We start from the raw sequence: 21,571 nt of genomic DNA on the forward strand, positions 1-21,571 counted from the left end.
CGCTCGATGATCCGGTACGCCCACGTTCACGTGGCCCGCAGGGCGCCTCACGTTCCCGAGGCCTGTTCGACGATGCGGGCCCAGCGTTCCAGGAGCGCCTGCGCCGCGTCGGCGTCGGCGGCCTCGGCCCAGACGTCCGTGACGGGCTCGGTGGCGGCCGGGAGGATGAGCGCCCAGCTGCCGTCCCCGGCGGCCAGCCGTACACCGTCGGTGGTGTCGACGCGGAAACCCTCACCCGCCGCTTCCGCGGCCTCGATGACCGAGCGCATCACCGCGCCCTTGGCCGCCCACGGAGTGGGGACGCCGCGCTTGAGCAGGCTCGCCTCGGGGATGCGGGCGTCGATCTGGCTGAGCGACAGGCGTGTGCGGGCGACCAGGCCGAGCAGGCGCATGAAGGCGGCCAGGCCGTCCACGGCGGGGCTGAACTCGGGCACGATGAAGCCGCCGCGGCCGTCACCGGCGAAGACCAGGTCCTCGGCCGCGGCGGCGGAGGTGAGCGCGTCGGTGGCGGTGGAGGTCCACTCGACCTGGACGCCGTGGAAGCGGCAGACCTGCTCGGCGACGCGGGTGGTGGTGACGGGCAGGGCGACGCGCCCGCGGCGCCGCTCGGCGGCGACGAGGTCGAGCACGACGAGCAGGGCGCGTTCCTCGCCGATGAGCTGGCCCATCTCGTCCACCAGGGCGATGCGCTCGCCCATGGGGTCGAAGCGCACGCCGAAGGCGGCCCGCGAGGAGCTGACCAGCTCGGCCAGGCGTTGCAGGTCGCGGCGGCGCTCGGCGAGCGTCTCGGTGGGCGAGGCCTCGTCCAGGCGGGCGTTGACGGTCAGCACCTCGACGCCGACGCGGCCGAGCAGCGTCGGCAGGACCAGCGTGGCGGTGCCGCCGGCGCAGTCGACGACGACCTTCATGTCGCGTACGCCGGTCATGTCCACGCAGGCCAGCAGTTCGTGGGCGTAGTCCTCGACGGCCCTGGCCGGGTAGCGCAGCTCGGCGATCTCGCCGGGGAACGCGCGGCGGAACTCCTGCCGGGAGTAGACGCGCTCCAGTTTGCGCTGGGCGGCGGGCGGCAGGTCGGAGCCGCGCTGGTCCATGAAGACGATGTCGACGCTCTGGGGGTCGCCCGCGGTGGTGCGCAGGGCGATGCCGCCCGCGGCCGCCTCGCGGGAGGTGTGGAAGCGTGCCACGGGCAGCGGGGCGGCCTCCAGGTCCAGGACGTTGATGGCACTGGCGGTCAGGGCGCCGATGACGGCCCGCTTGAGCGCTCTGGCCGCCAGCGAGGAGTCCCGGGCGGTGACCACCCGCTCGCCCTTCTTGAGGGTCGTGGCGTAGGCACTGGCCAGCCGTACGCACAGCTCGGGGGTGATCTCGACGTTGACCAGGCCGCTGACGCCGCGTGGGCCGAACAGGCTGCGCTGGCCGCGCGACTCCCAGATGACGCTGGTGTTGACGACGGCGCCGGCCTCGATGGTCTTGAACGGGTAGACGCGTACGCCGCTGGAGACGTAGGCCTCGGCCTCGATGACGCAGTCGTCGCCGATGACGGCGTTCTCCTCGACGCGGGCGCCGGTCATGAGGTCGGTGCCCTTGCCGATCACGCAGCCGCGCAGGTGGGCGCCGGGGCCGAGGTAGACGTTGTCGTGCAGGACGGCGCGGTGCAGGAAGGCGCCCTCGCGGACCAGGGCGTTGTTGCCGACGACGGTGAACTCGCGCAGTTCGGCGCCGGCCTCGATCTTGGCGTACTCGCCGATGAGCAGGGGGCCCTTCAGGACCGCGTCGGGGTCCACGGTGGCCGATTCGGCGACCCAGACGCCCGGGGAGCGTTCGAAGCCGCCGATGTCGAGCTGGACGCGTCCCGACAGGGCGTCGGCCTGCGCCTTGAGGTAGCTCTCGTGGGTGCCGACGTCCTCCCAGTAGCCCTCGGCGACGTAGCCGAAGAGCGGGGCGCCGCGCTTGAGCAGGCGGGGGAAGACGTCGGCCGACCAGTCGACCACCTCGCCGTCGGCGACCTCGTCGAGGACCTCGGGCTCCATGACGTAGACGCCGGTGTTGACGGTGTCGGAGAAGACCTGGCCCCAGGTGGGTTTTTCGAGAAAGCGCTGGATGCGGCCATGCTCATCGACGATGATGATCCCGAACTCGAGCGGGTTGGGCACACGCTTCAAGCCGATGGTGACAAGCGCCGCATTCTCACGATGGAAACGGATCATGTCCGATAAATCGATATCCGTCAGGGCGTCGCCGGAGATGACCAGAAAACGGTCGTCCCTGAGCTTGTCCGCGGCGTTCTTGACGCTGCCGGCGGTGCCGAGCGGGAGGTCCTCGGTGGCGTAGTTGAGGCTCATGCCGAGCTCGTCGCCGTCGCCGAAGTAGTTGCGCACGAGCGCGGCGAGAAACTGCACGGTCACGACGGTCTCGGGGAGACCATGCCGTTTGAGCAGCCGGAGCACGTGCTCCATGATCGGGCGGTTGACCACCGGCAGGAGAGGTTTGGGCTGGTTGGCGGTCATCGGTCGCAGCCGAGTACCCTCCCCGCCCGCCATCACGACCGCCTTCACCCGATCACTCCTTCTTGTCGGCCTTTATGAGCTGGCGCACCTGTACCACATACAACAGCCCCGCCCACCAGTACAGGCCCGTTCCCCAGATCGCGAAGGCCCAGCCGGTAATCCGGGCAATTTCCGCATACCACCCAGTGTGGGACGCGAGGAAGAGGAGCGGGAAGGCGTACATCAGGTTGAACATGGCGGCTTTGCCCAGAAAATGCACCTGGAGTGCCCGGTAGCCGTGTTTGCGAAGGACGGGAGCGAAACTCGCGACGAAGAGTTCCCGACCGAGGATGAGCACCACCAGCCACCAGGGGATGACCTCGCGCAACAGCAGGCCGATTATCGTGGCGAACACGTAGAGCTTGTCGGCGGCGGGGTCGATGATCCGGCCGAGGCGGCTGGTCTGGTTGAACGCGCGGGCGATCTTGCCGTCGAGCCAGTCGGTGAACCCGGCCACCATCAGCAGCGCGATGGCCCAGCCGTCCGCCTTGGGCCCGAGAACCAGCCAGAGGAACACGGGGACGCCAAGCAGGCGCAGGAAGCTCAGCAGGTTCGGAACTGTCCAGATCCGGTCCTCGGCGGAAGTTTCGCTCACGCTGCGACCCTACTGCGTTGGGTTGTCCTCCCACGCGATCACCTGCTGGGCTTGCCCGGACTCCCTCATTTCCCCCCAGTCCCCTCCCACCCCGGGGCGGAGGCGTGAGGTTCCCGGCGGTCATACGAGCCGACGCGGGGGCAGGCGGCACGGGCAAGGTCTCGCAAGGACAGAGGCCCGAGGGGCGGCGTCCCCGGGAGGCGGGGTCCCAGGAGCGGGGCAGGCACGCGGGGCGGGTCCTGGGCCCGTGGCATCGGTCGCGCGAGTGGGGCACGTGGACCGGGGAACGCGGGTCCCGGAGGCGGAGAGCATGCCGGGAAACCCGGGGCCGAGGGGGGCAGGCGGGCGCGTACCCGGGAGGAGGGTTACGGGCGGGCGGAGGTGAGGAAGGCCCGGATGAGCGCGGAGTCCTTGACCCCGCGCGCGACCTCCACGCCGCTGGAGACGTCCACGCCCCACGGCTCGGCGGCGGCCACCGCCGAGCGCACGTTCTCCGGCGTGAGGCCGCCCGCCAGCAGCCAGCGGCCCGACGGGCGGCCGCGGACGGCGGACCAGTCCCAGGGCTCGCCCGCGCCCGCCCGGGGAGCGTCGACCAGCAGCAGGTCCTCGTCGTAGGCCCCGCAACGCAGGTCGGCGTCGGCGGCCACGGCGCGCACCAGCGTGAGGCCCAGGTCCTTCAGGGCGGTGAAGTCGGAGTGCGGGTGAACGCCGTGGAGCTGGATCGCGCGCACTCCGGCCGTCAGCGCCGCGGCCCTGACCGTGTCCGGGTCCTCGCCCTTGAAGACGCCCACGGTCAGGACGTGCGGGGGGACCAGGGCGGCGAGTTCGGCCGCGCGCCCGGGCGTGACGCGGCGCGGGCTGTGGGTGAGCACGAAACCGATGGCGTCGGCGCCGGCCTCGACGGCGGTCCGCACGTGCTCTTCTTCGCTCAGGCCGCAGATCTTGACGTACACCCCTCCAGGCTACGGCAATCGTGAGAGAGCGCTCATGAACGCCTCATGAACGGGTAATCACGCGCCGCGACGATCGTGGTCGTGACAAGAACGATCTCCGCCCTCCTCCTCAGCGCCCTGGCCGTGACCGCCGTCGTGATCTTCACGCCGGGGCTCGGCACCCAGGGGAAGATCACGCTGGGAGTGTTCGCGGTGGCGACCGTTCTGTGGGTGATCGCCAAGGTGGACGACACGCTGGTCGCCCTGGGGGCCGGGCTGGTGCTCGTGGTGTCGGGGGTGCTGCCCGCCGACGACTTCTTCGGGGCGCTCGGCGAGCCGACCGTGTGGCTGCTCATCTGCGCCTTCGTGATCGCCGCCGGGGTGTCGGCCTCGGGGCTGGCCGCGCGGGCGACCGCCTGGCTGGTCTCGCGGGCCTCGACCGTACGGCGGCTGGTGCACCTGACCACGGCGGCGCTGGTGGTGAGCGCGTTCGCGGTCCCGGCCACGTCGGGGCGGGCGGCGCTGGCGGTGCCGGTGTTCCTGGCGCTGGCCAAGGTGCTGGAGGGGCGGCGCCGGGTCGTGGTGGCGCTGGCGCTGGTCTTTCCCGCCGTCATCCTGCTCTCGGCGGTCGCCTCCCTCATCGGGGCGGGCGCGCATCTCATCACGGTCGAGATGTTGTTCCAGGCCACGGGTGAGCGGATCGGGTTCGCGCACTGGCTGCTGCTCGGGCTGCCGCTGGCCGTCGTCTCCTCGCACCTGTGCGCCGAGATCGTGCTGCTCATGATCACGCGGCGGGCCGACCGGCGCGAGCCGGTGAGCGTGGACGCCGAGGCGGTCGGCGAGGCCACCGGCGTACCCGTCAGCGGGCCGCTGGACGGGCCGCAGCGCCGCTCGGCCGTGCTGCTCTGCGTGGTCGTGGCGCTGTGGTGCGCCGAGCCGCTGCACGGAGTCTCGCCCGCGGTCGTCGCGTTCGTCGGCGCGGTGCTCACCGCCACCCCGAAGGCCGGGACGATCACCATGAACAAGGCGCTGGCCACCGTGCCCTGGGCGATGCTCATGTTCATGGCCGCCACCATGGCCATGGGCGTGGCCATGACCTCCTCCGGGGCGGCCGGCTGGCTGGCCGGCGGGTTGTTCGGCGTCCGGGTGCCGGCCTGGCAGTTCCTGGCCGCGGTGGTCGGCGTGAGCACGCTGGCGCACCTGCTGCTGCAGTCGCGCTCGGCGCGCTCCAGCGTGCTCGTCCCGCTCGTCATCACCGCCGCCGCCGGGCTCGGGGTCTCCCCCGCCGCGGCCGCGTTCGCCTCGACGGCCGCCGCGGGGTTCTGCCACACCCTTCCCGCCTCCGCCAAGCCCGTCGCGCTCTTCCACCGCATCGAGGAGGCCCCCACGTACGGCTCCCGCCACCTGCTGGCCCTGTCGGCGGTGCTCGCGCCGCTGACCGCCGGGCTCGTTCTGCTTTTCGCACTCATGGTGTGGCCGTATCTCGGCCTGCCCTACTGAAGGATGATCATGCGTATTCTCATCGCCCCGAGTGGTTTCAAGGAGTCCCTGAGCGCGGGGATGGTCGCCGAGGCCATCGCCCGCGGGGTACGCCGGGTTCTGCCGCTGGCCAGGACCGAGACACTGCCCCTGGTGGACGGAGGCGAGGGCTCGGCCGCCGCGCTGGCCGAGGCGCTGGGCGGGCGGCTGGTGCCGTACAGGACGACCGGGCCGGTCGGCGCGCCGGTGGACTCGCACCTCGCGCTGCTGCCCGGCGGGACGGCGGTGGTGGAGATGGCGGCGACCGCGGGGCTGCGGCTGGTGCCACGTGAGCTGCGCGATCCTGGGCTGACCACGACGTACGGGGTGGGCCAGCTGATCGCCGCCGCGCTCGATCACGGGGTGCGCAGGGTGCTGGTCGGCTGCGGCGACTCGGGCACCTCCGACGGCGGCGCGGGCGCGCTGACGGCGCTCGGGGCACGGATGCTCGACGCGGAGGGGCGCGCGCTGCCGGCGGGCGGCGTGGCGCTGGCCCGGCTGGACCGGATCGACGTCTCCGGGCTGGACCCCCGGCTGGCGGGCGTGGAACTGCTCGTGGCCTGCAACCCGTGCAACGTGCTGTGCGGTCCGCGCGGCGTGGCGCGGGTGTTCGGGCCGCAGAAGGGGGCCACGCCCGAGCGGGTCGAGGAACTGGCCGCGGCGCTGGAGCGCTGGGCCGGGGTGCTGGAGCGCGACCTCGGCGCCACCGGGCTGCGGACCGCGCCGGGCAGCGGGGCGTCCGGCGGCCTGGGCGCGGGTCTCGCGGCGCTGGGCGGGCGGTTGCTGCCGCGCTTCGAGGTGCTGCTCGACCACGTGGACCTCGACGCGAAGATCGCCGCCGCCGACCTGGTGATCACCGCGGAGGGGGCGATCGACGCGCAGACGCCGTCGGGGAAGATCCCGGCCGAGGTGGCGCGCCGGGCCAAGAGGTACGGCAAGCCCGTCCTGGCCCTGGCCGGAACCATCGGCGCCGGGGCCGGCCAGGTGCACGAGGCGGGCATCGACGCCTTCGAGAGCATCATGCCGGGGCCCATGCGGCTGGCCGAGGCGATCGACGGCGGCGAGGAGTTCCTGGTGGCGGCGGCCGAGCGGGCGCTGCGCATGGTCATGGTGGGCGCCCGGCTCCAGCGGGCCGGCGGCACCTCCGAGATCATGAGGGCCGCGCTCCCCGGGATCTCGGGGGACGGGCCGTCACCGGGAACGGGCCGCCCCGCCGTCCCGCCCGCGGCCGGCGAGGCGTCGGCGGGCCGTGTCACGGCGGGCCGGGTCGCGACCCGGCCGAGGACCTCCGGAAGCGCGATCGCGACGAAGCCGAGGACTTCCGAAGGCGTGATCGCGGCGATGCCGAGGGCCTCCGGCGCTCCCCCGCTCACGGAGCTGATCAGGGGTCGGGTCGCGTGATGGGGCGGAAGTGGGCGTCCACCAGCCCCAGCCGGTGGGCGACCACCGCCGCCTGGATGCGGTTGCGCAGACCCAGCTTCTCCATCACCGCCCCCACGTGGGTCTTGACCGTGGTCACGCCCACGTGCAGGAGCTCGGCGATCTCGCTGTTGGACAGCCCGGAGCCGAGCAGGGTCAGCACGTCCAGTTCCCGGTCGGTCAGGTGGGCCGCCGGCGCGGTCTCGGCGCGCACGTCCTCGGCGGCCAGCGCCCGCTCCACCACGCGGCGCAGCACGGACGGCGCCAGCAGCTGCTCGCCGATCGCGGCCCTGCGCACGGCGTCGACCATGCGCTCGGGCTCGTCGTCCTTGACCAGGAAGCCGAGCGCCCCGGCGCGCAGCGCGGCGTAGACGTTGGCGTCCTCGGCGAAGGTGGTCAGCACGACGATCCTGGCCGACGGGGTGGCCGACAGGATGCGCCTGGCCGCCTCCAGGCCGTCGACGCGGGGCATGCGCAGGTCCATGAGGATGACGTCGGGGGTGAGCTGGGCGGCCAGGCGCACGGCCCCGGCTCCGTCCTCGGCCTCGCCCACCACCTCCATGCCGCCCGCCGCCTGCAGCAGCATGCGTACGCCCGCCCGTACCAGGGCCTGGTCGTCGGCGACCAGCACGCGGATCACGCGGCGCTCCCCCGGGCGCCGGGCAGGGTGGCGCTCAGCAGCCAGCCGCCGTGCCCGTCGGGGCCGGCGGTCAGGGCGCCGCCGAGGGCGCGCACCCGCTCGCGCATCCCGGCCAGCCCCTGCCCGGAGGAGGGCAGCGGCTCGCGGGTGGTGACCGGCGGGCCGTTGCGTACCTCGACCGACAGGCCGCCCGCGGTGCGGGCCCGGGTGACGCTGACGCTCACCTCGGTACCGGGTCCTGCGTGTTTGAGCACGTTCGTCAAGCCTTCCTGGACGATGCGGGCGGCGGAGGCGCGGGTGACCAGCGGCGCCTCCTCCATGGCGGGGTCGACCTCGAGCGCGACCACGAGGCCGGCGGCACTCATCCGCTCGGCCGACTCCCTGACCACGTCGCCGGGGTCGGCGAGGAGGTCGGGCGGGCTGTCGGGGTCGCGCAGCAGGTGGAGCAGGCCGCGCAGGTCCTCCAGCGCCTGGTGGCCGGTCTCGCGGATGTCGGCGAGCGCGTCGGCGATCGGGCCGTCGGGCGCGGCGTAGCGGGCGGCTCCGGCCCGCAGCACCATGGCGCCGACGTGGTGGGCGACGATGTCGTGGACCTCGCGGGCGATGCGCTCGCGCTCGGCGAGCTGGTCGGCGCGTACCTGGGCGACGGCCAGGCGGGACGACTCGCGGGCGCGCAGTTGCTCGGCCGAGCGCGCGGCCTGGTTCGCGCCGAGGTAGCGGCCGATCGCCACCGGCGTGACGACCAGCGCCATCAGGACCACGACGCGGACCGGCGTGGTCTCGACGCCGGGCTCGACGACGGCGATCGAGCCCAGGATGCACGCGGCGAGATAGACCGCGGCGGTCCACAGCCACGAGGAGACCCGCATCGCGAACACGCCGATGGAGATGAGCACCAGCAGCATGCAGGTGTTGACCACCTGCGGCAGGTAGCTGTCGGCGGCCAGCAGCAGCAGCCCTTGGAGCAGGAAGACCAGGCCGGGCAGCCGCCGCGCGACGCCGAGCGACAGCCCGCCGGCCACCGCGAGCAGCCCGGTGACCCAGATCGGCTGCTCGGCGGCGTGCCAGCTCGTCCAGGTGCTGAGCACCGCGTAGGCGACGCCGCCCGCCGCGAGCAGCAGGTCGGGCGCGATGGCGCGCTCTTCCAGCCGTACGGCGGGCCGCCGCAGATAGGCGCCGAGCAGCGCGGGGAACAGCGCGATCCCCACCGAGTACATCCACGCGGTGGACGTGAACGCCACGCCCGGGTCGGCGATGTTGAACGCGCTGGCCAGCGCGCCCGCCGCCACGGCCGCCACCATCCAGGGCCAGCGGGTGCGGTAGGCGGCGGCGCCGAGGGCGGCGCACAGCAGCACCTGCGCCGTGTTGGAGGTGAAGGACCCGATCTGGTCGGTGTAGACGAGGAAGGCCGCGAGGTAGAAGACGACGGCGACCGGCACGCGGCGCACGAACCCCATCGGCGCCCCGGCCAGCACCGCGAACAGGATCACCGACAGGGCGGGACGTGCCTCCCACGCGGGAGCCTTGCCCGATATCAGCAGGTCCAGGCCGATGCCGGAGGCGGCCAGGAGGAGATCGAGCGGCGCCGCCCGCCATCGCCAACGCATGGACAAACGCTATCCCCGCGTGTCGGATGCCGGGTCCTCCCCGCGGAGGACCGGGCCTCCTCCAAGTGGCCGGAACTCTGTCCGTTCGACCGAGGAGTGAGCCCCGATCTATGCCGTAAGTTTCCTCCCATGTCTAACGACACCGCTCTCTTTCTGGGCCAGTTCCTGCGCTCGCCCGCCAGCATCGGCGCGCTCGCACCCAGTTCCAGGCGGCTGGCCGAGGCGGTCTCGGCCCCGATCCCGGAACGCGGAGAACCGGTCGTGGTCGAGCTCGGCCCCGGCACCGGTCCCTTCACGGCCGAGATCCAGCGCCGGTTGTGCGGGCGCGGGCACCACATGGCCGTCGAGTTGAACGACTCGCTGGCCGGGCTGCTCGCCCAGCGCTACCCGCTGGTGGACGTGGTCCGCGACGACGCCGCCCGGCTACCGGAACTACTGGCCGAGCGCCGCCTGAACCGCGCGGACGTGGTCGTCAGCGGCCTGCCCTGGGCCGCCTTCCCCGAGAGCCTGCAGCAGCAGCTGCTCGGCGCGGTGTGCACGGCGCTCGGCTCCGGCGGTGCGTTCACCACGTTCTCCTACATCCACGCCATTCCGCTCAGCGCCGCCCGCCGCTTCCGCAGTCTGCTGGACGAGCGGTTCGAAGAGGTCGTGCCGGGCCGTACGGTGTGGCGCAACGCGCCGCCCGCCTTCGTCTTCCACGCGCGCCGCCCCCGCCCCTGAGCCTGCCCGCGCGGGTCGGCGATGATCCGCGCGGCTCGACCCTGACCAGAACTTCCTTCTACGATGGGCCGATGGACTTCACGCTTCCGGAGAGCGCGCTGGCCGTCCAGCGCGGCGTCGGCGACATCTGCGCCCGATATGACATGGACTACTGGCAGCGGTGCGAGGCCGAGAAGCGCTGGCCGGAGGAGGTCTGGGCGGAGCTGGCCAAGGGCGGGTGGCTGGGGCTGGCCGTACCCGAGGAGCATGGGGGCGGCGGTCAGGGGCTGCTGGAGCTCGCGGTCGCGACCGAGACGCTGTCGGCGTCGGGCTCGGCGGGGGGCTCGGCGTTCACGTACGTGCTGACGCCCGGCTTCGGCGCGCTGACCATCGCCCGGCACGGCTCGGATGAGCAGAAGGCCGCGCTCCTGCCCAAGATGGCCACGGGCGAGATCGAGACCTGCTTCGCGCTGACCGAGCCGGACGCCGGGTCGAACTCCCTGGCCATCACCACCTCGGCCCGCCGCGACGGCGACGAGTTCGTGGTCCGGGGCCAGAAGATCTGGATCACCGGCGTGCAGCGGGCGACCTGGATGCTGCTGGTGACGCGGACGATCCCGGCGGCCGAGGCCAAACCGCGCACCCACGGCCTGACCGTGCTGCTGGTGAACGTGCCGGAGGCGGTGGCCGCCGGGCAGCTCAGCTACCGGCCGATCCCCAAGATGGGCGCGAACACGACGCCGTCGAACATGGTGTTCCTGGACGACCTGCGGGTGCCGGCGAGCAGCGTGGTGGGCCAGGTGGATCAGGGCGCGCTCGTGCTGTGGGACATCCTCAACCCCGAGCGCGTCCTGCTGGCCGCCTCCGCGCTGGGCGGGGCCGAGGTGGCGCTGCGGGTCGGGGTCGAGTACGCCAAGGAGCGCGAGGTGTTCGGCCGGGCGATCGGCGCGAACCAGGCGATCGCGTTCCCGCTGGCCCGGGTCAAGGCCAAGATCGAGCTGGCCCGCCTGATGTTGTACAAGGCGGCGTGGTCCTTCGACCGCGGGCTGCCCTGCGGGACAGAGGCCAACATCGCCAAGCTGACCGCCTCCCAGGCCGCGTGGGAGGCGGCCGACGCCGCCTTCCAGACGCACGGCGGCATGGCGTACTCGCTGGAGTACCCCGTGGCCCGCCTGCTCACCGACGCCCGGATCGGCAAGGTGGCGCCGGTGACCGAGGAACTCCTCCTGAACTACCTGGCCACCCAGGTCCTCGGCCTGCCGCGCAGCTTCTGAGCCAGCGCGAGCGCTCCGGCCGCCGTCCCAGCGCGGTGACGGCGGCCAGGCGGGCGCGGCGAGGTCGTCGGTTTTCCGGACCGCGACCATCTTCCGGCAGGTACGCGACACGGCGCCGAGCCGGTTGGCGGACTAGAAGCTCGGCGGCCGCTTCTCGCGCAGCGCCCGTACGCCCTCCCGCACGTCGGGGCCGGTGAAGCCGAGGAACTCCATGGCCAGCGAGGCGTCGAAGGCCGGTCCCGCCATGCGCAGCCAGTTGTTGAGCGAGTACTTGGTCAGCCGGATCGCCTCCTGGGCGCCGGCGGCCAGCCGTACCGCGATCTCCAGGGCCTTGTCGTGGACCTGGTCGTCGTCCACGCACAGGCTGACCAGGCCCATCCGCTCGGCGTCCGCGCCGGAGACCGGCTCGCACAGCAGCAGGTGGTACTTGGCCTTGGCCATGCCGCACAGCAGCGGCCAGATGATGGCCGCGTGGTCGCCCGCGGCGACGCCGAGGCGGGTGTGGCCGTCGATGATGCGGGCGGTGCGCCCGGCGACGGAGATGTCGGCCAGCAGCGCCACGGCCAGCCCCGCGCCGACCGCCGGGCCCTGGATGGCGGAGACGACCGGCTTGGAGCAGTTGAGCACGTTGTAGACGATGTCGCGGGCCTCGCCGAACACGCGTAGCCGGGTGGCGTGGTCGAGCGTCATCTCCTCGATCATCGACAGGTCGCCGCCGGCGGAGAACGCGCTGCCCTCTCCCCTGACCACGACCGCGCGGACCGCGTCGTCGCGGTCGATGTCGCGCCAGATCTCGGCCAGTTCGCGGTGCCCGGCCATGTCGACGGCGTTGAGGCGGCGCGGCTCGCTGATGGTGACGCGCAGCACGCCGTCGGCCGGCATGTCGGTCTTGAGCTTGTCGTAGGCGTAGGTCACGGGGCCAGGTCCCCGCGCAGCCGCTCCGCCACGTACTCGCGGGCCTCGATCGCCTGGTCGAACAGCCCCGGCAGGCCGAAGAAGCTGTGCACGGCGCCGTCGAACCTGCGCGACTCCACCGCGACCCCGGCCTTGGCCAGGCGTTCGGCGTAGCGCTCGCCCTCGTCGCGCAGCACGTCGCACCCGGCGGTCACGACGGTCGCGGGCGCCAGCCCCTCGCAGGAGTCCAGCCGCAGCGGCGACAGGCGCGGGTCGGCCGCCTCGGCGCCCGGCGCGTACTGGGCGAAGAACCAGGCCATCTCCCGGGCGTCGAGCCCGAAGCCCTCGCCGAACTCCTTGTAGCTCGGCGTGTCCATCGCCGCGTCCATGACCGGGTAGACCAGCACCTGGTGGGCCAGGCTCAGCCCGGCGTCACGGGCCTGCCAGGCGGCCACGGCGGCGAGGTTGCCCCCGGCGCTGTCGCCGATGACGGCCACGCGGCCGTTGCTCTGGTAGAAGGCGGGCCGGGCGAAGACGTCGCGCACCACGGCCCAGGCGTCGTCGGCCGCGTCGGGGAAGACGTTCTCCGGAGCGAGCCGGTAGTCGACGGAGACCACGACGGCGCCGGTGCGGATGGCCAGGTCGCGACCCACGGCGTCGTTGCGCTTGACGCTGCCGAAGACGAAGCCGCCGCCGTGGAAGTAGACCACCACCGGCAGGGCGTCCTCGCCGCGGTCGGAGCGGTAGATCCTGATGGGCACGCCCTCGGCCGTCTCGTCGCGCACGAACGGCAGGTGCGTGATCGGCCCGCGCTCGGCGGCCAGGCCGTCCTCCGCGCGCATCCGCTGGATGGCGCCCAGATCGAGCGTGTCCGGGTCGACGCCCAGATCCGACGGGAAGCGCGCGACGAAGTCCCGCGCCTGGGGATGCAGCGGCATGATCCGAAGCCTAGCGGGCCGCCTCCACGAGCGCATCGAAGAGCTTGATCTCCTCCGCGCGTTCCGGGTGCCACTGCACGCCCACGCCGAAACGGTGCCCCTGGAGCTCGATGCCCTCGACGATCTGGTCGTCGGCCCAGGCGACGGCCAGCAGGCCCGAGCCGAGCCTGCGTACCGACTGGGTGTGCGGGGCCACCACCTCGACCTTGTCGCCCACGGCCTTGCCCAGCTTGCTCGACACGCTCACCTGGATCACGTGCGGGCCCTGTTCGCCGTGCCGTTCGTGGTCGAGCACGTCGGGCAGCCAGGGGATGAGCGTGCCGCCCTGGGCGACGTTGAGCACGTGCATGCCGCGGGCCACGGCCAGGATGGGCACGTCGGCCTGGACGGCCGCGCGGGCCAGCGCCAGCTCGAACCGGTCGCGGTGCGCCTGCGGCTCGGCCACCCTGGTGTCGTCGTCCTCGCCGTAGGCCTGCGCGCCGACCTCGACGCCACCGGCCAGCACGATGCCCTTCAGCCCGCGTACGTAGTCCTCGACGGCGTGCAGGCCGAGCGGCGGCAGGATCACGGGGGCGCCACCGGCGCGGGTGACGGCCTTGGCATACGAGGGCGGAGACAGCACGGCCTCCCTGACCCAGTCGCCCCAGCGGGCGGCCTCGAAGTAGGCGGTGATACCGATCAGGGGTCGAGACATGCGATCTCCAGGGAGTTGGGGCCTCAAGCCCATCATGGCGCAGACCATTTCGGTTATGTCGGCTCTCCCGGAGATCCCGTTCTGTCACTTCTATCCCCGCCCGAATCTCACCTCTGTCCTCGCCTCCCGTGTTGATCCACTTTTCAGCTCGCGGACAGGAGGTCTCCGGCGGCGCGGGCGAAGGCCAGTACCCGCGCGCTCCCTCCCCCGGACCGCCACATGAGGCCCCACTCCACCGGAGCCGCGTCGCCGAACGGCACGTAGGCCACGTCGGGGCGGGGGTGGTAGCGCCGGGTCTGCGCGCCGACCGGGAACACGCCGCGCCCGGCGCCCACGAGCGTGAGGATCTCGTGCAGGGTCGCCGCCACCGGACCCGGGGCGATGGCCCGGCCGGCCGGCGTACGGCGGGGCGTGCGGTCCGCCCGGTGCGACTCCGGCACCGAGTCGGGCAGCCGCAGCACGGGCACCCGGGCCAGATCCTCGACCGACACCCGCGTCCTGCGGGCGAACGGATGCCCGGCGGGCACCGCCAGCATCCGCATCTCGCGCACCAGCACCGGCCCGGCCACCACGCCGGCCGCGTCCATGGGGAACCCGGTCAGCGCCAGGTCGGCCACGCCCTCGCGCAGCCAGGGCACGACGTCGCCGAGCTGCGCCTCCCTGATGTCCACCGCGCACCCCGGCTGCCTGGCGCGGAACTCCTCGGCCGCCCCCACGACGAGCTGCCCGCCGGCCGGGCCCACGAAGGCGACGGTCAGCGTGCCGGTGATGCCCTTGCCGGTCTCGATGGCGCGTTCCACGGCCGCGCCGATGAGCTCCCAGGCGGGCCGGATCTCCTCGTGCAGCTGACGTCCGACCGCCGACAGCTCGACCCGCCGGCTGCTGCGGTCGAACAGCGGCACCCCGACCTTCCGCTCCAGCTTCTTGATCGTCTGGCTGACCCGGGCGGTGGACACGTGCAGCCGCTCGGCGGCGCGGCCGAAGTGCAGTTCCTCGGCCAGCGTCAGGAAGGCTTCCAGCTCGTATCTCTCCACATGCCACCCCGGACCGTTAAACCACGCTTCATGATCCTTGCACAGACGCGCATTGATGACGAGAACGGACGAAACAAGGATGAATCACATGTACGTCACTACTGACCGCGCGCTCGCGGACGGCGCGGACCCGCGCGACCTGCCGGAGATCACCGATGCCCTGTACCGGTTCGGGCTGGGCCAGGACCTGGGGGACGCGGAGCTGTTCGCCTCGGCCTTCACCGCGGACGCCGAACTGGACTTCGGCCCGGCCGCCGCGAAGTGGGGGGCCGCGCCGCCCGTGATGTCGGGCAGGGACACGATCGTCACGACCATCCAGGGCCAGTTCGCCGGCCGGGTGACGACCACGCACCAGGTCACCAACCCGCGCGTGCAGGTCACCGGCGGCACCGCCCGCCTGACCGCGATGGTCGAGGCCCAGCACGTGCTCACCGCCGACCGGGGCGTGCACGCGCTGCTGAAGAACCTCTACGACGTGGAACTGGTACGCGAGGACGGGCGCTGGGTGATGAGCCGGGTGGTCATCGACAACGTCTGGTACACCGGCGACCCGCCCGCGATCTTCGGCTAGAGGCGGACCGGGAGGGTGGCGGCGGAGTTGGAGAACAGGGAGGGGACCGGGGGGATGCGCGCGGCGTCCAGCGACATGCCGGGGTGGCGGGCGAACAGGGCGGGCAGGGCCACCGCGGCCTCCAGGTGGGCCAGCGCGGCGCCCAGGCACACGTGCGGCCCGCCGCCGAAGGCCAGGTGGCGGCGCTGCTCGCGGGTGATGTCGAAGCGGGCGGCGTCCTCACCGTGCTGCGCCGTGTCGCGGCCCACGGCGCTGTAGGGAGCGAGGATGGCCTCGCCGGCCGGGATCGTCACCCCCGCCACCGTGAGGTCCTCCAGGGGGTAGCGGGCCATGAAGTTGCCGATGGGCGCGTCCCAGCGCAGCGTCTCCTCCACCACCGCCGCCCAGGTCGCCCCGTCGCCCTTCAGGGCGAGGGAGAGCTGGTCGGGATGGGTCAGCAGCGCCCGTACGGCGTTGACGATGAGACTCAGCGTGGTCTCGTGCCCGGCGGCCAGCATGAGCCAGATGGTCCCGGCCAGCTCCTCGTCGGTCAGCCGCTCCGGGTCGTCCACCTGCGCGGCGATCAGCGCGCTGGTCAGGTCCTCGCCCGGTGCGGCGTGCTTGCCCGCCACCAGGCGGCCCAGCAGCAGGTAGATGTCGCGCTGGGTGCGCAGCACCTCCTCGGGGGAGGTGGTCGAGCGGAAGATGCTGTCCACCAGCGTGCGCAGTTCGTCACGCTCGTGCTCGGGCACGCCGACCAGCTCGCAGATCATCCGCATCGGCACCGGGTAGGCGTAGTGCGGGCGCAGGTCCACGGTGCCGTCCGGGGCGGCATGGCCGGGCAGTTCGTCCAGGAGCCCGTCCACGATCCGCTCCAGCCTCGGCCGCATGCCCTGCACGCGGCGCGGCGTCAGCGTCTGGGTGACGAACTTGCGCAGCCGGTGGTGCTCGCGCCCGTCGGCGGTGACCATGTTGGTGACCTTGACCATGCCGATCAGCGGCCAGTCGTCGGGGATCTCGCCGCGCCGGACGGCGTTCCAGTTGCGCCAGTCCTTGCTCACCCTGCGGTCGGCGACCAGTTCCGCCAGCAGGTCGTGGTGGGTGACGGCCCAGGCCCGGACGCCGCCGGGCAGCTCCACCCGCACGACCGGCCCCGCCTCCCGCAGCCTGGCCGCCTCGCCGTGGTGGTCGCTTCCGGCCGGGTCGAGCGTGATGACGTCCATCAGTGATCTCCAAACAGGACCGGGAGCGCCGCGGGGCAGCGGGTCCACGGCGAGGGGTGCGGGATGAGCTCGTCCGGCGCCACCGCGAGGCGGACGTCGGGCAGCAGGTGCAGGGCCGTCTCGACCGCGGTGCGGGTGATCAGGCGCGCCGGTACCGGGGCGGGGCAGGCGTGCGGGCCCGCGCTCCACGCCAGGTGGGCCCGGTTGCCGAGCTCGATCACCGCGTCGCCGGTGTGCGCGCCCGGGTCGGCGTTGGCCGCGGCCAGACCCAGGACCAGGGCGTCGCCGCGCGCGATGCGCCGGCCGCCGAGTTCGGTGTCGCGCAGCGCGTACCTGGCGGGCATGTTCGTCATCGGCGGGTCGCGCCACAGGACCTCGTCGAGCGCGTCGTCGACGCCGAGCCGTCCGCCGCGCATGCGGCCGGCGAAGCGCGGGTCGGTGAGCACCAGGCGCAGCGTCTGGGAGATCCACGTGGTCGTGGTCTCCTGCGCGGCGGAGATCATCACCACCATCGACTGCAGCACCTCGGCGTCGCCGTTGAGGTCGTGGTGACGCAGGAAGCGGCTGGTGAGGTCCTCGGCGGGGTCCTGCTGGCGGGCGTGCATGACGCCGCCGAGGATCTCCTCGAACTTCCTGTTGCCGGCCTGGGAGTCCTCGGCGCTGCCGAACAGCGCCCGCAGCGCCGCCAGCAGTTCGTGCCCCTGGGTGACGTCCAGGCCGAACAGGTCGGCGATGGCCAGCATGGGGATGACCGCCGCGTACTCCCCCACCAGGTCCGCGCTGCCCTTGTCGCGGAAGCCGGCGATCAGGTCCGCGCACATGCCCTCCACCGAGCGGCGCATGCGCCGCTGGTCGATCGCGGCCACGCCGTCGTCCAGCGGACGGCGCAGCCTGCGGTGCTCGCCGCCGTCGGCGCCGATCACGTTCGGCCGCCAGAACATCATCGGCCCGAGCCCCGAGTCCGGCGGCACCACGCCCTCCTGGAACAGCCGCCAGTTGCGGGCGTCGCGGCTGTAGAGCTTCTCCTGGCGGGTGATGGTGAGGATCTCCTGGTAGCCCATGACGAGCCAGGCGCCCACCCCGGGCTCCAGCTCGACCCAGGCCACGTCACCCCACCGCGCCCGCAGCTCCTCGTAGTCGGTGGTGGCCGTGAGCGGGGTGGTCATGCCTGTCATGCCTTCTCTTTCTGTACGGCGTGCTCGACCAGCGTGATGAGGCAGTCGAGGGAGGAGGTCCGGTTCCTGGCGTCGCACTCGACGATCGGCGTGTCCGGGGCCAGGTCGAGCGCCTCGCGCAGCGCCTTCCTGCTGTGCCTGACCGAGTCGGGGAACAGGTTCACGGCCACGGCGAACGGCATGTCGCCGCGCAGTTCGAGCTGGTCGAGCACCTCGAAGCTGCCTTCGAGGCGCCGCGTGTCGATGAGCACCAGCGCGCCCACGGCCCCTTCCGACAGCCCCGCCCACAGGTCCCAGAAGCGCTGCTGGCCCGGCGTGCCGAACAGGTAGAGCGCGGTGAGCGGGCTCAGCGTGATGCGGCCGAAGTCCATGGCGACCGTGGTGGTGGCCTTGGCCTCCAGCCCGGCCAGGTCGTCGACGCCGACGCTGGCCTGCGTCATCGTCTCCTCGGTGCGCAGTGGCTCGATCTCGCTGACCGAGCCGATCATGGTGGTCTTTCCGACGCCGAAGTCGCCGACCACGAGGATCTTCACCGATTCCTGGACCGTGTCGGGAAGGTAGCGGTCAGCGGAGCCTGCGAAGGCCATCCAGCACCTCCTTGAGCATGTTCTGTGACGGCCGGGCGACTTCGGGGATACGTGAGCGGGCGGTCAGGTGGCCGGAGTCGACCAGGTCGGAGGCGAGGATCGAGGCGACGCTGAGCGGCAGCTCCAGGTAGGCCGCCGCCTCGGCCAGCGACAGCAGCCTGCGGCACATGCGCACCAGGTCGCGTTCCTGGCGGCTGGCCGAGACCGGCAGCGGTTTGCCCGCCTCGGTGACCACGAGCAGCGTGTCCAGGCCGATCGTGTTGCGCGAGGGGCGGGCCCTGCCCTGCGTCAGCACGTACGGGCGGACCGCATGGTCCTTGTAGTCGCCCGGGTCCGTCATGCCCTGCGGGCCGGGGTGCTGAAGTTCCGCTCTCCGATCTTGATGACCTGGGCCTGCATCTGCTGGGCGATCAGGCGTGGGTCCACCACCGGCTCGGTGATCACCACCAGGTGGGAGCCGGTGCCCGCCGAGCGCGCGAACAGGTAGCCGCCCTCGAAGCCGACCATCAGCTCCTTGACCGCGCCGCCGTCCATGCCGAACTCCCTGCCGACGCTCTGCGCCAGCGACTGCAGGCCCGAGCAGGCAGCCGACAGGCGGTCGGCGACGTCGCGCGGGGTCGCGGCGGAGCGGGCCTTCAGCAGCCCGTCGGAGCTGAGGACGACGACGTGCCTGACGCCGGGGACCCAGACGACCTCGCCGATCATCCAGTCCTGGTCCTGCTGCATCCGTTCCTCCGTCATTCGTCCATCTGTCGATTGTCCATCTGTCATGCGCCCATCCGTCATGCGCCCATCCGTCAAGCGCCCATCCGTCAATCGCCGTCGCCGTCGTCGCCGTCGTCGCCGGGCTCGGTGTCGGCGTTGTGGTCGAAGAAGGCCGCCATCCAGGCGCCCGCCTGCTCGGGTGTCGTCTCTGCGGGCGCCGGTGCGGGCTGGTCCGCGGGCGCGCCTTCCTCGTCCGGGCCTTCCGCCGCGGTGAACAGGCCGCCCGCCGTACCCTCTGCCGGGGGCGCGGCCTCGCCGCGCTTGGAGCGACGGCGGGGCAGCTCGGGATCCTGGGGGGCGGCGTGCGGCGCCCTCTCCTCCGGTACGGCGGGGCGGGCCGCCCTGACCGGCGGCGCCGACACCGGTTCCAGCGTCTCGACCACGTCGGTCGGCACCAGCACCACGGCGCGCACGCCGCCGTAGGGCGAGGGCAGCAGGTCGGCCAGGAAGCCGTGGCGGCGCACGTAGTGCCCGATGACGGCCAGCCCCGTCTGCGGGATCTCGCCGACCTCGCCGACGCCGACGGTACGGCGGCCGGAGACGACCTCGCGGGCCTGCTCCAGGTGGTGCTCGTCCATGCCGACGCCGCCGTCGTCGATCTCGATGACCGCGCCGCGCTGGACGTTGCGGATGGCCACCAGCACCGTGGTGGCGGGGGGCGAGGACTGGGTGGCGTTGGCCAGCAGTTCGGCGACGAGGTGGATGAGCGGCTCGACGACCTTGGCCGAGGCCGCGGTGTCGGGGTCGCCGGAGACCTCGACGCGCTTGTAGGCGACGATGCGTGAGGCGGCGGCGCGTACCACGTCGACGAGCGCGAGCGGCTTGGGCCACTGCTGGCCCGGCCAGTCGCCGCACAGCACGGCCAGGCTCTGCGCGTGGCGGCCCTGCTGGGCCGCGGCGTGGTCGACCTGCATGCTGGCCTCGAGGACGTCCGGGTTGCCCGGGTGCCGCTCGGCCATGAGCGAGACGGTCTCCTGGATGCGGTGCGCGGAGGTCTGCACCCGGCGTGCCAGGGCCACGACGGCCAGCCGCAGCGACTCCTGCCGCTCGTTGTCCTGCTTGGCGGAGCCGGCCACGGCGTCGAGCACGTCCTCCAGCCGGGCCGCCACCTCCTCGTCCAGGGCCCCGTTCTGGTACGGCGGGGGCACCGGGGTGTCGTTCCCCACCGCCGGGATGCGCTCGGTGACCAGGTGCTTGACCGCCTCGTCGAGGGCGGCGGCGCGGGCGGCCAGGTGGTTGTTCCACTGGAGGTTGCGCTGCTGGACGTGGTGCTGGAACTCGGCCTCGCGCTGCTTGCTCGCCCGCTCCCGCTGCTCCAGGGCCTGGACCGTGGCTCCGTGCTCGTACCGGACGGCGGCCACGGCAACGGCGCAGACCAGCGCCAGCACGCCCGCGGCCACGGGTAACCAGGCGGCGGCGCCGGTCGCGGCGGCGAAGGCCAGCAGCGCGGCGAGGATCGGGAGGGCCAGGGTGACGGGCCAGAGCCACTGCGCCTGCTGGGGCGAGCGAGGGGAAGCCATGACAACCTTTGCATGGGTGGATGGGAGGCGTGGCCGTCCTGCGGGGTGTCGCTTGTGGCGGCGGAGGAACTCACACACCAAGATCCGATTATTCCGACTTCACACGCTGAGTCAATCCATCTCGCGTTATCTGTCAGATATATGGCAAAGGTTGGTTTTATCCCAGTTTTCGATGATTTATCAGCCTGTGGGGGCTTTCCGCGACCCGCACGGGCCGCGGCCCGCCCGCCCTGGCGTCATATGCCTGGCAGACCTATGGCCACTCCGGCGCGTGAGCGCCGGAGGGCAGGTCAGCGCGTCGGTCCATATATCTCCCAGACGCATTATGCTGACCGCATGGCACAAGATGATCAGCTGCCCGAGCTGACGCCCACCGCCTGGGCGATCCTCGGCTTCCTGTCCTTGAAGGCGCAGTCCGGCTACGAGATCCTGCGGGCCGCGAAGCGCTCGATGGAGGCGTTCTGGGGCATCAGCAACGGCCAGCTCTATCCCCAGCTCCGCCACCTGGCCGAGCAGGGGCTCATCCGGCCGGCCGGGGAGGCCGAGGGTCCGCGCTCCCGCCAGCGCTGGGAGATCACCGACTCGGGCCGCTCCGCTCTGCGCACCTGGCTGGAGTCGCTGTCCTCGCCCGTCCAGATCAGGGACGAGAACCTCGTCAAGCTCTTCTTCGCCGGCGGCGGCAGCCCCGACCTCGTCGGCCGCCTCCTGGAGGAACGCAAGAACATCTTCTCCCAGTTCGAGAAGGTGATCGACGCGGTGCTGCCCGGCGACCAGCTGCCCGAGGCGGAACAGGCCGCCTCCCTGGGCGCCCCCGAGCTCCTGTTCCGCTACGGCAAGCACTTCACGAAGTCGACCATGCGCTGGATCGACCAGGAGGAGTCCCGCATGATGGCGGCCCTGCGGAAGGCCGGCGAGGACGACAAGGACAAGAAGGACGAAGACGACGAGGGGCGTTCCTGAG

21 protein-coding genes are annotated in these 21,571 nt (G+C 72.6%); 6 read left to right on the plus strand and 15 right to left on the minus strand.

Going from position 1 to position 21,571, the window contains the following annotated elements:
• Positions 1-47: 47 nt before the first annotated feature.
• The 3 genes from ACIBKY_RS09145 to ACIBKY_RS09155 form a co-directional block, all read right to left on the minus strand.
• Positions 48-2,555 (minus strand): sugar phosphate nucleotidyltransferase, encoded by a 2,508-nt coding sequence (locus ACIBKY_RS09145; protein WP_397095738.1) that lies wholly within the window; start codon positions 2,553-2,555, stop codon positions 48-50.
• 4 nt (positions 2,556-2,559) lie between these two features.
• Positions 2,560-3,141: a CDP-alcohol phosphatidyltransferase family protein gene (locus ACIBKY_RS09150; protein WP_184963195.1), complete on the minus strand. Its 582-nt coding sequence runs from the start codon at positions 3,139-3,141 to the stop codon at positions 2,560-2,562.
• Between the two features lie 365 nt (positions 3,142-3,506).
• A complete protein-coding gene (locus tag ACIBKY_RS09155; RefSeq protein ID WP_397095740.1) occupies positions 3,507-4,094 on the minus strand; it encodes a phosphoribosylanthranilate isomerase in 588 nt (195 codons plus the stop codon).
• 81 nt (positions 4,095-4,175) lie between these two features.
• Here ACIBKY_RS09155 and ACIBKY_RS09160 point away from each other — a divergent pair, with 81 nt between their 5' ends.
• The gene (locus ACIBKY_RS09160) at positions 4,176-5,573 is read left to right on the plus strand and encodes an SLC13 family permease (RefSeq protein ID WP_397095742.1); all 1,398 of its coding nucleotides are present in this window, start codon (positions 4,176-4,178) and stop codon (positions 5,571-5,573) included.
• A gap of 9 nt (positions 5,574-5,582) precedes the next feature.
• Entirely contained in the window at positions 5,583-6,992 is a 1,410-nt protein-coding gene (locus tag ACIBKY_RS09165) for a glycerate kinase (RefSeq protein ID WP_397095744.1), read from the plus strand.
• Here ACIBKY_RS09165 and ACIBKY_RS09170 read toward each other — a convergent pair.
• Positions 6,973-7,650, minus strand: coding sequence for a response regulator (locus ACIBKY_RS09170; RefSeq protein WP_397095745.1), 678 nt, complete (start codon positions 7,648-7,650; stop codon positions 6,973-6,975). The two genes, ACIBKY_RS09165 and ACIBKY_RS09170, sit on opposite strands and share 20 nt — an antisense overlap.
• Complete coding sequence (locus ACIBKY_RS09175; RefSeq protein ID WP_397095746.1) at positions 7,647-9,257, minus strand: sensor histidine kinase; 1,611 nt, start codon at positions 9,255-9,257, stop codon at positions 7,647-7,649. Before ACIBKY_RS09175 ends, ACIBKY_RS09170 begins: the two co-directional genes overlap by 4 nt.
• A gap of 129 nt (positions 9,258-9,386) precedes the next feature.
• Here ACIBKY_RS09175 and ACIBKY_RS09180 point away from each other — a divergent pair, with 129 nt between their 5' ends.
• Positions 9,387-9,977 (plus strand): class I SAM-dependent methyltransferase, encoded by a 591-nt coding sequence (locus ACIBKY_RS09180; RefSeq protein WP_397095748.1) that lies wholly within the window; start codon positions 9,387-9,389, stop codon positions 9,975-9,977.
• Between the two features lie 71 nt (positions 9,978-10,048).
• Complete coding sequence (locus ACIBKY_RS09185; protein WP_397095749.1) at positions 10,049-11,230, plus strand: acyl-CoA dehydrogenase family protein; 1,182 nt, start codon at positions 10,049-10,051, stop codon at positions 11,228-11,230.
• A 132-nt stretch (positions 11,231-11,362) separates the two neighbouring features.
• On the opposite strand, the gene ACIBKY_RS09190 is transcribed toward ACIBKY_RS09185, so the two are convergent.
• From ACIBKY_RS09190 to ACIBKY_RS09205, 4 genes are all read right to left on the minus strand, one after another.
• The gene (locus tag ACIBKY_RS09190) at positions 11,363-12,145 is read right to left on the minus strand and encodes an enoyl-CoA hydratase/isomerase family protein (RefSeq protein WP_397095750.1); all 783 of its coding nucleotides are present in this window, start codon (positions 12,143-12,145) and stop codon (positions 11,363-11,365) included.
• The gene (locus ACIBKY_RS09195; RefSeq protein ID WP_397095752.1) at positions 12,142-13,062 is read right to left on the minus strand and encodes an alpha/beta hydrolase; all 921 of its coding nucleotides are present in this window, start codon (positions 13,060-13,062) and stop codon (positions 12,142-12,144) included. The genes ACIBKY_RS09190 and ACIBKY_RS09195 overlap by 4 nt, the downstream gene beginning before the upstream one ends.
• 10 nt (positions 13,063-13,072) lie before the next feature.
• On the minus strand, positions 13,073-13,756 hold the full coding sequence (locus ACIBKY_RS09200; RefSeq protein WP_397095754.1) for a gamma-glutamyl-gamma-aminobutyrate hydrolase family protein: 684 nt from the start codon (positions 13,754-13,756) through the stop codon (positions 13,073-13,075).
• 143 nt (positions 13,757-13,899) lie between these two features.
• Positions 13,900-14,790, minus strand: a complete 891-nt coding sequence (locus ACIBKY_RS09205; protein WP_397095756.1) for a LysR family transcriptional regulator — start codon at positions 14,788-14,790, stop codon at positions 13,900-13,902.
• 88 nt (positions 14,791-14,878) lie between these two features.
• On the opposite strand from ACIBKY_RS09205, the gene ACIBKY_RS09210 reads away from it, so the two are divergent.
• Positions 14,879-15,361 (plus strand): nuclear transport factor 2 family protein, encoded by a 483-nt coding sequence (locus ACIBKY_RS09210; RefSeq protein ID WP_397095757.1) that lies wholly within the window; start codon positions 14,879-14,881, stop codon positions 15,359-15,361.
• Here ACIBKY_RS09210 and ACIBKY_RS09215 read toward each other — a convergent pair.
• The 6 genes from ACIBKY_RS09215 to ACIBKY_RS09240 all read right to left on the minus strand — a co-directional run bounded on the left by ACIBKY_RS09215 (position 15,358) and on the right by ACIBKY_RS09240 (position 20,610).
• Positions 15,358-16,563 carry a cytochrome P450 gene (locus ACIBKY_RS09215; protein ID WP_397095759.1) on the minus strand — a complete coding sequence of 402 codons (1,206 nt, stop codon included), beginning with the start codon at positions 16,561-16,563 and terminating at the stop codon, positions 15,358-15,360. The genes ACIBKY_RS09210 and ACIBKY_RS09215 overlap by 4 nt on opposite strands.
• Positions 16,563-17,738 carry a cytochrome P450 gene (locus ACIBKY_RS09220; RefSeq protein ID WP_397095761.1) on the minus strand — a complete coding sequence of 392 codons (1,176 nt, stop codon included), beginning with the start codon at positions 17,736-17,738 and terminating at the stop codon, positions 16,563-16,565. Before ACIBKY_RS09220 ends, ACIBKY_RS09215 begins: the two co-directional genes overlap by 1 nt.
• On the minus strand, positions 17,735-18,325 hold the full coding sequence (locus ACIBKY_RS09225; protein ID WP_397095762.1) for a GTP-binding protein: 591 nt from the start codon (positions 18,323-18,325) through the stop codon (positions 17,735-17,737). The genes ACIBKY_RS09220 and ACIBKY_RS09225 overlap by 4 nt, the downstream gene beginning before the upstream one ends.
• A complete protein-coding gene (locus tag ACIBKY_RS09230; RefSeq protein WP_397095763.1) occupies positions 18,303-18,665 on the minus strand; it encodes a DUF742 domain-containing protein in 363 nt (120 codons plus the stop codon). Before ACIBKY_RS09230 ends, ACIBKY_RS09225 begins: the two co-directional genes overlap by 23 nt.
• Positions 18,662-19,066 (minus strand): roadblock/LC7 domain-containing protein, encoded by a 405-nt coding sequence (locus ACIBKY_RS09235; protein ID WP_397095765.1) that lies wholly within the window; start codon positions 19,064-19,066, stop codon positions 18,662-18,664. Before ACIBKY_RS09235 ends, ACIBKY_RS09230 begins: the two co-directional genes overlap by 4 nt.
• 71 nt (positions 19,067-19,137) lie before the next feature.
• Entirely contained in the window at positions 19,138-20,610 is a 1,473-nt protein-coding gene (locus ACIBKY_RS09240; RefSeq protein WP_397095766.1) for an ATP-binding protein, read from the minus strand.
• A 336-nt stretch (positions 20,611-20,946) separates the two neighbouring features.
• On the opposite strand from ACIBKY_RS09240, the gene ACIBKY_RS09245 reads away from it, so the two are divergent.
• A complete protein-coding gene (locus ACIBKY_RS09245) occupies positions 20,947-21,570 on the plus strand; it encodes a PadR family transcriptional regulator (RefSeq protein ID WP_397095767.1) in 624 nt (207 codons plus the stop codon).
• Position 21,571: the final 1 nt, after the last annotated feature.

This window comes from Nonomuraea sp. NPDC050394, assembly GCF_044459065.1.
In the GTDB taxonomy this organism is placed as follows: domain Bacteria; phylum Actinomycetota; class Actinomycetes; order Streptosporangiales; family Streptosporangiaceae; genus Nonomuraea.